Raw genomic sequence first — 12,925 nt, forward strand, 5'->3', positions numbered from 1 at the left:
TGGAAGGATGCCCGCCCACGACACTGAATATGGGGTCGTGGCACTCGTTCTACACCAGGGATAGCGTCTCAAGTCGTGATCTGCCCATTCTGCGAACACCCGGAGCACCGCGTCGTCGAGTCGCGCGTGGCCGACACGAAGGACGCCATCCGGCGTCGTCGCGAGTGCCAGGCGTGCGGGCAGCGCTTCACCACGTACGAGCGCTTCGAGGAGCTGCCGCTCATGGTCGTGAAGGCGTCCGGCGAGCGGCAGCCGTTCGACCGCGACAAGCTCCTGCGGGGGCTTCAGCGGGCCTGCCACAAGCGGCAGGTGTCGACGGCCTCGCTCGAGCTGGCCGTGCGCGACATCGAGGCCGAGCTGCGCAACCGGCTGCGCCGGGAGGTGGGCAGCACCGTGATCGGCGAGCTCGCCCTGCGCCGGCTGAAGGAGATCGACGCGGTCGCGTACGTGCGCTTCGCGTCCGTGTACCGCCAGTTCGCCGACGTGGACGAGTTCGAGGACGAGCTCGCCCGCCTCGAGCGGGAGCCCCCGCTCCCGCGCGGCCAGTACCCGCTCGACGACGAGCTGTTCCAGACATTCGACGCGGGGCCGCCGGCCGCGCGCGCCGGCCTGCGGGCGCTGCCCGGCGGGCGCGCCGCGGCCGCCGCCCCGACGACCGCCCAGGAGGCACACGATGGCGACTGACGCGCCGCCCACGATGACCGATCGGGCGCTCGGGATCACCCGGCGCTTCACCCGTCCGGGGGTCCACCCGTACGACGAGGTCGCCTGGGGCCCGCGCGACGCCCGCATCGTCGAGCCCGCCCGCGACGGCAGGCCGGAGCGGGTGGTGTTCGAGCAGCTCGGGTGCGAGTTCCCGCTCGGGTGGTCGGACACGGCGGTCCGCATCGTCGCCTCGAAGTACTTCCGCTACGGGATGGACGACCCGCGCCGCGAGCGCAGTCTGCGCGAGGTCATCGACCGCGTGGTCGACACCATCCGCCACCACGGCGCGAAGGGCGGCTACTTCGCCGACGACGCCGAGGCCGAGACGTTCGCCCAGGAGCTGCGGCACATCCTCGTGACGCAGAAGGCGGCCTTCAACTCGCCGGTCTGGTTCAACTGCGGCGTCGCGGCCGCCACCCGCGAGCACGACGCCGACCGCATCCTCGACGTCGACGACCCGCCGGTCGAGGGCGACGAGCCGCAGGTCAACCAGGCCTCCGCCTGCTTCATCCTGTCGGTCAACGACACCATGCCGTCGATCCAGCGCTGGATCGCCTCCGAGTCGGAGATCTTCCGCGGCGGCTCGGGCGCCGGCGTCAACCTGTCGCGCCTGCGCAGCGACGGCGAGCCGCTGTCCAACGGCGGGCAGGCCTCCGGGCCGGTCAGCTTCATGCGCTGGGCCGACTCGGGCGCCGGCTCCATCAAGTCCGGCGGCGGCACGCGCCGGGCGGCGAAGATGGTGATCCTCGACGGCGACCACCCGGACATCCTCGAGTTCGTGCGCTGCAAGGCCCACGAGGAGGCGAAGGCCTACGCCCTCGGCGAGATGGGCTACGACCTCGGCCTCAACGGCGACGCCTGGCGCTCGATCCAGTTCCAGAACGCGAACAACTCCGTCCGGCTCACGGACGACTTCTTCCGCCGCGCGGAGGCGGGCGGGTCGTGGCAGACCCGCTACGTCGCCTCGGGCGAGGTGCAGGGCGAGATGCCCGCCGCCGACCTGCTGCGCGAGATCGCCGAGGCGGCGTGGGCGTGCGGCGACCCCGGCGTGCAGTACGAGGACACGATCCAGCGCTGGCACACCTCGCCGAACGCGGGGCGCATCTCGGGCTCGAACCCGTGCTCGGAGTACATGCACATCGACGACTCGGCCTGCAACCTGGCGTCGATCAACCTCATGCGCTTCCTCGACGAGGACGGCACCTTCCGGGTCGACGACCTCCGCCACACGGTGCGGGTGGTGCTGACGGCGCAGGAGATCATCGTCACGCCGGCCAGCTACCCCACCAAGCGCATCGGCGACAACGCGCGCGCCTACCGCCAGCTCGGGCTCGGCTTCACGGCGCTCGGCTCGCTGCTGATGTGCCAGGGCCTCGCGTACGACTCCGACGAGGGCCGCGCCTGGGCCGGCTCGATCACCGCGCTCATGCAGGGCGAGGCCTACGCGCAGTCCGCCCGGCTGGCCGCGCGGGTGGGGGCCTACGACGGCTACGAGGCCGACCGGGAGGCCCAGGACCGGGTGGTGCGGATGCACCGCGACGCCGCCCTCGACCTGCCCGTGGCCGGCTCGCGCGCCAACTACGCCGAGGTGCGCTCGGCGGCCGCGGCCGCGCTCGACGACGCCGTGGCGCTGGGCCAGTCCGACGGCCGCATCGGCGCGCCGGGCTACCGCAACGCCCAGGTGAGCGTGATCGCGCCCACCGGGACCATCTCCTTCATGATGGACGCCCAGACGACCGGCATCGAGCCGGCCATCGGCCTGATCAGCTACAAGACGCTGGTCGGCGGCGGCCACATGAAGCTGGTCAACACCGACGTCGAGCGGGCGCTGCGCGCGCTGGGCTACGACGAGGCCGAGCGCGCGGCGATCATGGCCCACATCGACACGGCCGGCTCCATCGAGGGCGCGCCGGGCCTGCGCGACGAGCACCTGCCGGTGTTCGACTGCGCCTTCGGCGTCCCCGGCAGCCGCACGATCGCCCCCGAGGGGCACGTGCGCATGATGGCCGCGGTGCAGCCCTTCGTCTCCGGGGCGATCTCGAAGACGGTCAACCTGCCGAACTCGGCCACCGTCGAGGACGTCGCGGAGATCTACAAGCTCGGCTGGCGCCTCGGCCTGAAGGCGATCGCCATCTACCGGGACGGCTCGAAGCGCACGCAGCCGCTGTCCACCTCGGACGGCTCGGCGACCACGGCCGGCGCCGCGGCCGCGGGCGAGCCGGCCAAGCCGGTGCGCCGGCGCCTCCCGGACGACCGCGCCGCGCTCACCCACAAGTTCAGCGTGGGCGGCCAGGAGGGCTACATCACCGTCGGCCTCTACGAGGACGGCACCCCCGGCGAGGTCTTCGTCAAGATGAGCAAGCAGGGGTCCACCGTCTCCGGGCTGATGGACTCCGTCGCGATCGCGTGGTCGATGGCGCTGCAGCACGGCGTGCCGGTCGAGAGCCTGATCGCCAAGTACATCGACCACCGCTTCGAGCCCTCGGGCTTCACGGGCAACCCGCGCATCCCGATGGCGCGCTCCGTGGTGGACTACCTCGCCCGCTGGATGGCGTCGAAGTTCCTGTCCGAGGAGGACCAGCGCACGGCGGGCGTGCTGCCGAGCGTCGAGGCGCCCGCCGACGACCCGGTCGCCGAGGAAGCCCCGGAGGGCCAGCTCGCCTTCGGCGCCGTGGCCGACCCGCCGGTCAACGGCAACGGCAACGGGCACGCCCACGCGGCCGACCCGCCCGCGGGCGGCCGGGCCCGGCTGGTGCTCGACACGACGGGGCAGGTCTGCACCTCGTGCGGCAGCTCCGACATGGTCCGCTCGGGCACCTGCCTCACGTGCCGCACGTGCGGCGCCACGAGCGGCTGCGGATGACCTGAGCGGGCCCGCCCCCCGTCCCCCGAGGACGGCGGGACGGGCCCGCTCAGGGATGCTCGGGCAGGCCGTGGTCCTCGGCCACGAGGCTGTGGACCACCCCGGCGGCGGCCGCGTGGCCGGCGGCGATCGCGCCCGCCACGGACTGCATCGCCCCGGTGACGTCGCCGGCGGCGAGGACGACGGGGGACGTGGTCCGGCCGAGCGGGCCGACCGCCAGGCCGTCGGCGACGACGGCGGTGGGCGGCGAGGTGGCCAGGCCGAGGCGCTCGGCGAGCGGCGACCGCTGGTGCAGCGGCGCGGGGACCATGAGGCCCTCGCAGGGCACCACGTCCCCGCCGTCGAGCGCCACGCCCGTCAGCGCGTCGCCGGGCCCGCGCAGGCCGACGACCGTGCGCTCCTCCACGGCGACGCCCGCGGCGCGAAGGCGGGAGGCGTCGGCGTCGTCGAGCTCGGCGGGCCCGTCCGCGAACAGGGTCACGTCGGCGCTCCACATGCCGAGCAGCAGGGCCCGCCGGGCGCCCGACGCGCCGCGGTCCAGCACGCCGAGCGCGCGGTCGCGGACCTCCCAGCCGTGGCAGAAGGGGCAGTGGAACACCGAGTGCCCCCACCGCTCCGCCACCCCCGGCAGCGCGGGCGGGCGGTAGTCCATGCCCGTCGCCAGGATGGCGCGCCGCGCCCGCTCGCCGCCGCCGCCCGCCAGGCGCAGCGACACGCCGTGCGCGTCGGCGGCGCCGTCCACGACCTCGCCCGCGCGCACCTCGACGGAGGGCAGCCGGGCGAGCTCGGCACGGCCCATCGCGTACAGCTCGGCGGGCGGGCGGCCCTCGTGCCCGAGCAGGCCGCCGACGCCGTGGGCGGGCAGGTTGCTCTGGCGCCCGGCGTCGATGACGAGCGTGCGCCGCCGCGCGCGCCCGAGCACGAGGGCGGCGCTGAGGCCCGCGGCCCCGGCGCCCACGACGATGCAGTCCCATGTGGTGTCCATGGGGCCAGCGTGACGGGCGGCGGGGCGCATGGCAAGATGCATTGCCATGTCGGCAAATGCGCCCGGGGAGACGATCGACGCGCGGGTGCGCCGGCGGCTGCGCGAGCTGCGGCTGGAGGCGGGCCTGACGCTGGCCCAGGTGGCGGAGCGGGCGGGCATGGACGTGTCGACGCTCAGCCGCCTCGAGGCGGGCAAGCGGCGCCTGGCGCTCGACCACGTGCCGCCGCTCGCCGCCGCGCTCGGCGTCAGCGCCGACGGGCTGCTCGGCGCGCCGCCGCCCCGCGACCCGCGCGTGCGCGCCGAGCCGCGCACCGCCGGCGGGCTGACGATGTGGCGCCTCACCGACCGCGCGCGGGCGGGCGGCGCGCACGCCTACCGCATCCGCGTGAGCGCCGGGCGCGACACCCCGCCCGACCCCCTGCCCGTGCACGACGGCCACGACTGGATGTACGTGCTCGGCGGACGGCTGCGCCTGATCCTGGGCGACGAGGACATGGTGATCGAGCCCGGCGAGGCGGTCGAGTTCACCACCTGGACCCCGCACTGGTTCGGCGCCCTCGACGGGCCGGTCGACCTGGTCGCGATCTTCGGCCGGCACGGTGAGCGCTCCCACCTGAGCGGTTGAGGACCCGCCCGTGCGCGCCATCGTCGTGGGCGCCGGGGCCGCCGGCCTCGCCCTCGCCCGGAGCCTCCGCCGCCGCGGCGCCGGGCCGCTCGCGCTCGACCGCGGCGCCCCCGGCCAGTGGCTCCCGCGCCCCTCCGTGCCGCCGTGCCACGGCTCCGGCGCGCCGGCCGACGCGGGCGTGCCCGACGCCCGTCCGCGAGGTCTCGCGGGAGATCGCCCCGACCGGGCGCCGTGCCGGTCGCGCTCGCGACGCCCTCCATCCGCGTCATGGAGATCCACGCCGACGGCGTCGAGGTGGGGCACGGGCAGGAGGTGGCCGGCCTCGCGCGCGGCGATGCCGGCCGGGTGCGGGGGGGGGTGCGGGCGCGCGACGGGCCGGCGAGGGCGACGAGCCGGCCGGCCTCTGGTGGCCTGCGGCGGGTGCGCCCGCCGCTGCGGGCGATGGCCGGCGTCGAGGCCCGCCTGGAGCTCGCGGAGGGCGCCCACCCGTCGTTCATCAGCCCGGCGGAGATCGACCGCACGTTCGCCCTCCACCAGGCCGACGGCCGCCTGGTGGGGCTGCTCGGCCGGCCGGGCTGCTCGGCCGGCTGGTGGGACATCGACCGCTCGAGCGCCGAGGCGGTGCGCGCCCCGGCCTCGACGCCGTCCGCCGCGCCGTTGGGCGCTGCCGCCGCCCGGCCGAGCCGGCGCTCGCCGGGCTGACGTCGGTGGATCAGCTCGTCCACCCCGAGGGCAGCGAGGTGCGCGCGGGCCTCGGCCCGGGCGCCGCCCTCGCCCTGGGGTCGCGTTCGAGGGCGCGGGCGGCGACCCCGACCGCGCGCGCGCCGTGGCGGCGCCCGCCGCCGGCGCCCGACGAGCAGACCGGCGCGGCGGGCGCGCGCATCGCGCGCGGCGGCGAGCGGTCGCCGGGGGGAGCGCCGGCCCCGCCGGAGGGCGCCGCGCCCTAGTGGGTCTTCACGAGGTCGCGCTCGGGGTGGATGCTCCACCGCGTCGCGACCGTGCGCAGCTCCTCGGTCATCGGCCACGAGTCGGCGCGCTCGTCGCCCTCGTGGGCGGGCGTCCCGCCCTTCAGGACCATGCAGCCCGCGTTCTCGCCGATGGCCTCGATGCCGGCGACCTCGTCGGCGCTCAGCACCACCTCGCGCGGCACGCCTGCGAGGTCGGCGCGCTTGGCCTCGATCGGCCGCGCCCCCGCGCCGGGCTCCTGGATGAGGGTGGGGACCACGCAGGCGACGGGCGCCTGGGCGAGCGTCCACTGGCAGGCGAGCTGGAGGGTCGACAGGCCGTGGCGCTCGGCGTAGGGCCGCAGACGCGCGAGGCGCTCGCGGCCCGCGGCCACCCAGCCGGCCGGGCGGAACGCGCGATGGTCGCGCTCGGGCAGCTCCGGCTCGTCCGGGACGTCGCCGTGGAAGACGCCCCCGTGGTCGACGACCCGGGCGATGCCGCGGATGTGGTGCTGCTGCAGCGCTGGCAGCAGCAGCCGCGACGGCCAGGGCTCGAAGGGGCTCAGGATGATCATGGCCCAGTCGATCCGGTCGCCGAAGCGCTCGAAGCAGGCGATCAGGTCGAGCGTGAACCCGTTCGCCGGGCCCGGGGCGACGCCGATCGCGCCGGCCAGCCCCTCGTCGCGCAGCCCGGCCATGGCGTCCCAGACGACCTCGGACGTGTAGCCGACCCGGTCGGGGTTGTGCAGCAGCAGCAGGTCGAAGCGGTCGGTGCCGCACCGCTCGAGGCTCGCCTCGGTCGCTCGGCGCAGGTAGCCGGCGTAGCCCTCGGGGCCGCGCAGCGCGGGGTCGGTGAAGCGCGGGTAGCCCTTCGCGCCCTGGCGCGTGCCCTCGTAGAAGTCGTGCCCGACGGCGCCGACCAGGCAGTAGGCGTCCCGCTCCAGGCCGGCCAGGGCCCGGCCCACGAGCCGGTCGGCCGCGCCGGCGCCGTAGGCGTCGGCGGTGATCACCGTGTCGATGTCGTCGCCCGGGCGCAGCAGCGCGACCAGCCGGTCCTCGTCGATCGGCAGGCCGAAGTGCATGTGGAGGCCGCCGCTCCAGGAGCCGAGGGCCACGTGTCCGGGGTCGCGCACGGCGCCATCTTCGCACGTGCGGGGCGGTCGGTCGCGGCAGCGGCTGCATTCCGGGTCGGCCATCCCCCGCGGAGGCGGATCCATGTCCGTCGCCCGGTGCCGGCGACGGTTTGACCGCCGCCGCCCGGCTCGGTGAGACTCGGGGTGCCTGGGGGGTCCCGTGGACGACGCCGAGCGCATCGCCGAGATCACCGCGCGCTTCCGCGCCGCGGGCTACGAGCTGCGCTTCTCGGAGTCCGTGCCGGGCGCGTGGGACGCGATCTGGCACCCCCATGGGCGCGGCAGCGGCCTCGCGCGCGACGCGGCGCGCACGGCGGTGGGCGCGACGCTGCTCGAGGCGGCCGAGCGGGCGCTGGCGGCGCTGGAGGCGGCAGGCGGGGGCGCCGGCGGCTGAGGCCCGCCCGCCCGCCCGGCCGCGCCGGCCTGCGGGCGGGCCGGGGGTCAGCCCTCCGGGTCCTCCAGCTCGCGCAGCTCGTGGCCGTACTTCGAGCGCATCGCCGCGACGACCTCCCGGCCGGCGGCATCGACCTCCCCGCCGCCCGCGGCGGCCGCGGCGACGGCGCGAAGGCGCTCGACCACCTCGTCCGGCTCGCGCCCCTTCACCAGGCCCGCCAGCGCGCCGGCCTCCGCCGCGAGCGGGCGCGTCCTGTGGACCTCGCTCATCTCGGTCTCCTCCCCCCGGGTGGGTCGGCGACCGGTGCGGCCGCCGCGTGGTGGCCCGATCCTCGCGGCCCGGCCCGTACGCCGCATCCGGGCGGCCGCCGGGCGCGGTTGCGAGGAGCCCGCAGGACCCGGGCGGTGAGGGAGCGGCCTGCGGTGCCCAGCCGTCCGCCGCCGGCCGGCGCCTAGTCGATGCCGGGACGCGTCCGCACGGGGATGCCGTGCGTGCGCGCCAGCGCCTCGCCGCCCCCGGCGCGGATCGCCGCCGAGACCCGGGCGGGCTCGAGCCCCGCCTCGATCAGGCGCTGGCTCAGCTCGCCCTCGCGCGCCTGGCGGAAGAAGAGGTAGGTGATGGCGCCGAACGCCAGCAGGCAGTGCAGGATCATCATCACGGTGCCGGCGTTGGCCTGGTCCTCGAGGGCCTCGAACCCCCACGCGTCGGCCGCCGCGGCGTGCGACTCGTAGAAGGCCGTGCCCGAGAACCAGTAGACGTTGGCGATGAACAGGCCGAGCGTCCACACGCCGTTCATGTAGCCGCCCTTCCATCCGGTCGAGAACCACGCCGGGGCGGGGATCGACTCCACCACCGGCGCCCAGAGCAGCAGGCCGAACAGCGCGAAGCTGAACTGCTGCACGATCCAGATCGCCGAGTTGTGGAGCACCTCGTGGTGGACCGCGGGCACCAGCCAGAGCACGGTGCTCACCGCCCACACCGGGTAGGCGACCGCCGGGTGCTGCAGCCGCTGCAGCCGCCGCATCGCGACCGGGCCGACCAGCCGCGTGGCGAAGTCGCGCGGCAGGCCCAGCAGCAGCAGCAGGGGGGCGACCGCGCCGATCAGCGTGTGCTGGAGCATGTGGGCCGTCAGCAGGCCCTGCTGGGCCATGCCGGTGAGCGGCGAGACCACCGCGGCGAGGATGATCAGCAGCCCGGCGGCGAAGCTCAGCCGGCGGCGGCCCGACACGCCGCCCAGGCGCCGCACCGCGAGCGCGTAGAGCACCGCGGCGACGGCGATCGCCGACGTCTCGATCGGCGGCACGGCCCACAGCTCGCCCGGGTCGGTGGACGGGCCGGTGATCGGCGCCAGGTGGTCGGCCGCGAACAGGCCGGCCCCGGCGAGCGCGGCGAGCACGATCGCCAGCGCCAGGCCGGCCGCGACCACGATCAGGACGAGCGGGCGCCTGGTGCTCATGCCGTCGATGGTGACAGACCGCCGGCCGCCGCCGGGCGCCGACTGTCCCCGGAAACCGGGGTCACGCCGCCCGGCAGTCGGGGCAGCGGCCGCGCAGCACCACGTCGTGGGCCACCACGCTGAAGTCCGACCCGCGCGCGGTGCCCTCGAGCGCCCGCTCCAGCCCGGGGTCCTCGAACGGCTGCACCTCGCCGCAGTCCACACACACCAGGTGGTGGTGATGCTCGCCGCCGGGCAGGGCCGGCTCGTAGCGCGCCCCGCCGCCGCCCAGGTCGAGCCGCTGCACCAGCCCCAGGCTCACCAGCAGGTCGAGCACCCGGTAGACGCTCGCGATGCCGACGCGGCGCCCGTCGGCGCGCAGCTGGTCGAAGATCTCCTGCGCGGAGCGACAGCAGGTCTGCGCGGCGAGCGACTCGATCACGGCGCGGCGGGCGCCGCCGGAGCGGTGGCCGGCGCTCGCCACCCGGTCGAGCGCGTGCGCGGCCCAGTCGTCGTGGCCGCCGGGGGTGTGGCCGTGCGCGCGTATCATCGGATCCTATGCCGGTACCGGTCACCGAGACCGTCTGGCGCCGCCTCAGCGCGGGCGGCCTGCGCCGGACGCCGCAGCGCGAGGCGATCCTCGACGCGCTCGGTGACGCGGACGCGGGGCTGCCGCTGCCGGTGCTGCTCGCGCGCGGCCGTCGCCGCGCGCCCGGCCTCGGCGAGCGCACCGCCGAGCGCACGGTGGCCCTGCTGGTCGAGCACGGCGCCGTCGACGCCATCGCCCGCCCGGGCGGCGAGGTCGTCTATCGCCTGTGCGGCCGTGGCCACCACCACCACATCGTCTGCACCGCGTGCGGCGCCGTCGCGGAGATCGCCGAGTGCGACGTCGCCCGCTGGGCGGCGGGCGAGGCGGCGCGCCACGGGTTCATCGTGGAGGGCCACGACGTCACCGTGCACGGCCGCTGCGCCGCCTGCCGGGCGGCCCGAGGCCGGGGTCAGCCCCGGGGCGGGCGCCCCTCGCGGACGGCGACGAGCAGCAGCGCCGCCGCCAGGGCGAGGGTGACGAGCGGGACGCGGAGCGCCCATGCCACGGTGCCGGTGCCGGCCGCCCGGCGCAGGCGCCGGCGCGCGGCGCGCACCGCGAGGCGGGCGAGGAGTCGGGAGGTGATCACCCCCGGAGCATGACGGCGCGCTCGGACCCCACGCGCCCGCGGCCGGCGTGGCCGCCGTCACGGCGCGTGCCCGTGGCCGTCGTCGCACCGGTGCACCGGGTCCATCACCAGCTCGCCGCCGCCCCCCGGCGCCTCGCCCAGCACGAGGCCGAAGGTGTCCATGAGCGCGTCGCGGGTCATGGCCTCGCCGGGCGCCCCGTAGGCGACGACCCGCCCGGCCAGCAGCAGGCAGCGCTCGGCGGCGGTGGCGTCGCGCACGTCGTGCGTGCACATGACGACCGCCGCGCCGCGGGCGCGCTCCTCGTCGAGGGCCGCCAGCAGCAGCGCGCGACCGGCCACGTCGAGCCCGGCGGTGGGCTCGTCGAGCACCAGCAGGTCGGCCTGCCACGCGAGCGCCTGCGCGATGTGCACCCGCTGCCGCTGCCCGCCGGAGAGGTCGGCGACCGGGGCCTCGGCCAGGTGCGCGACGCCCATCCGCTCCATGCCGCGGTCGATCGCCAGCCGGTCCGCGGCGCGCATGCGCCCCAGCAGCCCGCGGGCGGCGAAGCGGCCCATCGCCACCACGTCGCGGGCGCGGATCGGCAGGGCGAGCCCCGATCCGGTCGTCTGGCCGAGGTACGCCACCCGCGCCGGCGCGCCGCCCGGCGGCCCGCCCAGCACGCGCAGCTCGCCGGCCACGGGCGGGCGCAGGCCCACGATCGTGGTGACGAGCGTCGACTTGCCCGAGCCGTTGGTGCCGAGCACGGCCAGCGTCTCGCCCGGCAGCAGCTCGAGGGCGAGGCCGTCCACCACCGCGCGGCCGTCGTGGCCCACGGCCAGGCCCGCGGCCCACAGGGCGGCGGGCGGGCTCACGCCGTCGCCGCCCGCGCCGCGGGGCGCCGCAGCCCGCGGGCGGCGAGCACGACGAAGAACAGGGCCACCTCGACCAGCACGATCGTGGCGCCGGCGGCCAGGTCGTGGTGGTAGCTCAGCAGGAGCCCCGCCGCCACCGAGACGACGCCGATCACGGCCGCCCCGGCCATGGTGGCGCCGATGCGGCGGGCGACGAGCGCCGCCGTGGCCGGCGGGGCCACGAGCATGCCGAACACGAGCAGCGTGCCGACGGTGCCGAACGAGACGATCACCGTCGCCGCGACCGCCGCCAGCAGCAGCCACTCGTACCGCGCGGGCGGGTAGCCGGCCACGCGCGCCTGGGCCGGATCGAAGGCGAGCATCAGGAACGGCCGGGCGCAGACCGCGGCCAGGGCCGCCACCGCGGCCGTCGCGGCGGCCTGCAGCCAGACGTCCCCCCACGAGATGCCGAGCACGTCGCCGAACAGGATGCGGGTGAGGTCGCCGGAGAAGGAGTCCGAGCGCGACACCAGCACCACGCCGAGGGCCAGCATGCCCACGAACAGCAGGCCGATCGCCGTGTCGCCCGACAGCCGGGTGCGGCGGCGCACCAGGTTGACGCCGCCGATCATCACCACGGCGCCCACCACCGCGCCCGCGGTGGTGGGCAGGCCCAGCAGCACGGCGCCGGCGATGCCCGGCAGCACCCCGTGCGCGAGTGCGTCGCCGATGAAGGCCAGCCCGCGCAGCACCACGAAGGTGCCCGCCACCGCGCAGGCCAGCGCCACGAGGCAGCCGGCCACGAGCGCGCGCAGCATGAACTCGTTGTCGGCGAAGGGGCGCACGAGGGCGTCGACCGGGTCCACCCCTACGACCGCCCGGTGAGCCCGTCACGCACGGCGGCGGCGACGGCGCGGACGAAGGCGCCGTACGAGCCGTCGCCCGGCATGTCGAGGGTCGCGATCGGCACCACCCGTGCGCCGGTCTCGTCGGCGATCGCGCGGGCGATGCCCGCCGGCGTGCCGGGCTCGTCGAAGATCGCCGGGACGCCGGCGGCCTGCACCTGCGCCCGCAGCGCGGCTAGCGTGCCCGCCGAGGCCTGGGCCTGCGAGCTGAACGATGGGATGATCGCGCCGACCACCTCCAGGTCGTAGCGGTCGGCGAAGTAGCCCATGGAGTCGTGGCCGGTCACCATGCGCCGCCGCTGCGGCGGGATGGCCTCGAGCATCGCGCGCACCTGCGCGTCGAGGCGCTCCAGCCCGCGGGCGACCCGCGCCGGGCGGCCGCCCAGGTCCACGGCGAGCTCGCGCTCGAGCGCCGGCCCGAGCGCCGCGACGACGTCGCGCATCGCGATCGGGTCGGTCCAGATGTGCGGGTCGGGCGCCTCGTCGCCGTGGTCGTGGCCGTCCCCGTCGGCGTGCGCCTCGCCGTCGCGCACGCCGCGGCGCACGTTCACGTGGTCGCCCGCCGTGAACACGGCCACCCCGTCGTCGCGCGCCCGCCCGAGCGTGTCCTCCAGGCCCTGCTCCAGCCCGAGGCCGTTCTCGACCACCAGGTCGGCCTGCAGCAGGCGCGCGGCCTGCCGCGCGGACGGCTGGAACTCGTGGGGGTCGGCGCCCTCCGGCAGCAGCACCTCCACGGCCGCCACGTCGCCGGTCACCTCGCGCACGACCGCGCCGAGGGCCGGCGTGGTCACGACGACCGACGGCCGGCCGTCGCCGGCCGCCCCGTCGCCGCAGCCCGCGACGACGGCCAGCGCGGCGGCGAGCGCCGCGAGCGCGGCGAGCGCTCTGGGCACGGTCACGGGGTCCTCCGGGGCGAGGGGGCGGCGATCA

14 protein-coding genes and 2 pseudogenes are annotated in these 12,925 nt (G+C 76.9%); 7 read left to right on the plus strand and 9 right to left on the minus strand.

All coding sequences use genetic code 11. From position 1 onward, the window contains the following. Window positions 1-75: 75 nt before the first annotated feature. Window positions 76-537, plus strand: a pseudogene (gene nrdR / locus ITJ85_RS00490) (transcriptional regulator NrdR); the annotation flags it as partial. Between the two features lie 136 nt (window positions 538-673). Then, the gene (locus tag ITJ85_RS00495; RefSeq protein ID WP_217914399.1) at window positions 674-3,568 is read left to right on the plus strand and encodes a vitamin B12-dependent ribonucleotide reductase; all 2,895 of its coding nucleotides are present in this window, start codon (window positions 674-676) and stop codon (window positions 3,566-3,568) included. Window positions 3,569-3,617: 49 nt separating this feature from the next. Here ITJ85_RS00495 and ITJ85_RS00500 read toward each other — a convergent pair whose 3' ends face one another. Then, window positions 3,618-4,553 carry an FAD-dependent oxidoreductase gene (locus tag ITJ85_RS00500; protein WP_217914400.1) on the minus strand — a complete coding sequence of 312 codons (936 nt, stop codon included), beginning with the start codon at window positions 4,551-4,553 and terminating at the stop codon, window positions 3,618-3,620. Between the two features lie 46 nt (window positions 4,554-4,599). Here ITJ85_RS00500 and ITJ85_RS00505 point away from each other — a divergent pair, with 46 nt between their 5' ends. The 3 genes from ITJ85_RS00505 to ITJ85_RS00515 all read left to right on the plus strand — a co-directional run bounded on the left by ITJ85_RS00505 (window position 4,600) and on the right by ITJ85_RS00515 (window position 6,125). Beyond that, window positions 4,600-5,178 (plus strand): helix-turn-helix domain-containing protein, encoded by a 579-nt coding sequence (locus ITJ85_RS00505; protein ID WP_217914401.1) that lies wholly within the window; start codon window positions 4,600-4,602, stop codon window positions 5,176-5,178. A 231-nt stretch (window positions 5,179-5,409) separates the two neighbouring features. Next, on the plus strand, window positions 5,410-5,880 hold the full coding sequence (locus ITJ85_RS00510; protein ID WP_217914402.1) for a hypothetical protein: 471 nt from the start codon (window positions 5,410-5,412) through the stop codon (window positions 5,878-5,880). Window positions 5,881-5,885: 5 nt separating this feature from the next. After that, window positions 5,886-6,125, plus strand: coding sequence for a hypothetical protein (locus tag ITJ85_RS00515; RefSeq protein WP_217914403.1), 240 nt, complete (start codon window positions 5,886-5,888; stop codon window positions 6,123-6,125). On the opposite strand, the gene ITJ85_RS00520 is transcribed toward ITJ85_RS00515, so the two are convergent. Continuing rightward, on the minus strand, window positions 6,122-7,255 hold the full coding sequence (locus ITJ85_RS00520) for an aldo/keto reductase (protein ID WP_217914404.1): 1,134 nt from the start codon (window positions 7,253-7,255) through the stop codon (window positions 6,122-6,124). The genes ITJ85_RS00515 and ITJ85_RS00520 overlap by 4 nt on opposite strands. A gap of 160 nt (window positions 7,256-7,415) precedes the next feature. On the opposite strand from ITJ85_RS00520, the gene ITJ85_RS00525 reads away from it, so the two are divergent. Next, entirely contained in the window at window positions 7,416-7,649 is a 234-nt protein-coding gene (locus ITJ85_RS00525) for a hypothetical protein (protein WP_217914405.1), read from the plus strand. A gap of 47 nt (window positions 7,650-7,696) precedes the next feature. Here the strand turns inward: ITJ85_RS00525 and ITJ85_RS00530 are convergent, their stop codons facing one another. From ITJ85_RS00530 to ITJ85_RS00540, 3 genes are all read right to left on the minus strand, one after another. Continuing rightward, entirely contained in the window at window positions 7,697-7,918 is a 222-nt protein-coding gene (locus tag ITJ85_RS00530) for a hypothetical protein (protein ID WP_217914406.1), read from the minus strand. A gap of 182 nt (window positions 7,919-8,100) precedes the next feature. After that, a complete protein-coding gene (locus ITJ85_RS00535) occupies window positions 8,101-9,105 on the minus strand; it encodes a cytochrome c oxidase assembly protein (RefSeq protein WP_217914407.1) in 1,005 nt (334 codons plus the stop codon). A 61-nt stretch (window positions 9,106-9,166) separates the two neighbouring features. Further along, complete coding sequence (locus ITJ85_RS00540; protein WP_217914408.1) at window positions 9,167-9,634, minus strand: Fur family transcriptional regulator; 468 nt, start codon at window positions 9,632-9,634, stop codon at window positions 9,167-9,169. An 8-nt stretch (window positions 9,635-9,642) separates the two neighbouring features. Between ITJ85_RS00540 and ITJ85_RS17570 the strand changes: the two are divergent. Then, window positions 9,643-9,981, plus strand: a pseudogene (locus ITJ85_RS17570) (Fur family transcriptional regulator); the annotation flags it as partial. Window positions 9,982-10,082: 101 nt separating this feature from the next. Here ITJ85_RS17570 and ITJ85_RS17045 read toward each other — a convergent pair. Genes ITJ85_RS17045 through ITJ85_RS00560 form a run of 4 tightly spaced genes read right to left on the minus strand, consistent with a single transcriptional unit; the run spans window position 10,083 to window position 12,894 of the window. Further along, a complete protein-coding gene (locus ITJ85_RS17045; protein ID WP_246496304.1) occupies window positions 10,083-10,259 on the minus strand; it encodes a hypothetical protein in 177 nt (58 codons plus the stop codon). A 57-nt stretch (window positions 10,260-10,316) separates the two neighbouring features. After that, on the minus strand, window positions 10,317-11,111 hold the full coding sequence (locus tag ITJ85_RS00550) for a metal ABC transporter ATP-binding protein (RefSeq protein WP_217914410.1): 795 nt from the start codon (window positions 11,109-11,111) through the stop codon (window positions 10,317-10,319). After that, window positions 11,108-11,956, minus strand: coding sequence for a metal ABC transporter permease (locus ITJ85_RS00555; protein ID WP_217914411.1), 849 nt, complete (start codon window positions 11,954-11,956; stop codon window positions 11,108-11,110). Before ITJ85_RS00555 ends, ITJ85_RS00550 begins: the two co-directional genes overlap by 4 nt. Window positions 11,957-11,958: 2 nt before the next feature. Further along, a complete protein-coding gene (locus ITJ85_RS00560; protein ID WP_217914412.1) occupies window positions 11,959-12,894 on the minus strand; it encodes a metal ABC transporter substrate-binding protein in 936 nt (311 codons plus the stop codon). Between the last annotated feature and the right edge of the window lie 31 nt (window positions 12,895-12,925).

It is taken from the genome of Miltoncostaea marina (assembly GCF_018141525.1).
Taxonomy (GTDB): Bacteria; Actinomycetota; Thermoleophilia; order Miltoncostaeales; family Miltoncostaeaceae; genus Miltoncostaea; species Miltoncostaea marina.

Coding starts and splice junctions, on each gene's coding strand:
- ITJ85_RS00495 (WP_217914399.1), top strand. CDS start 674: ATGGCGACTGACGCGCCGCCCACGATGACCGATCGGGCGCTCGGGATC.
- ITJ85_RS00500 (WP_217914400.1), bottom strand. CDS start 4,553: ATGGACACCACATGGGACTGCATCGTCGTGGGCGCCGGGGCCGCGGGC.
- ITJ85_RS00505 (WP_217914401.1), top strand. CDS start 4,600: ATGTCGGCAAATGCGCCCGGGGAGACGATCGACGCGCGGGTGCGCCGG.
- ITJ85_RS00530 (WP_217914406.1), bottom strand. CDS start 7,918: ATGAGCGAGGTCCACAGGACGCGCCCGCTCGCGGCGGAGGCCGGCGCG.
- ITJ85_RS00535 (WP_217914407.1), bottom strand. CDS start 9,105: ATGAGCACCAGGCGCCCGCTCGTCCTGATCGTGGTCGCGGCCGGCCTG.
- ITJ85_RS00540 (WP_217914408.1), bottom strand. CDS start 9,634: ATGATACGCGCGCACGGCCACACCCCCGGCGGCCACGACGACTGGGCC.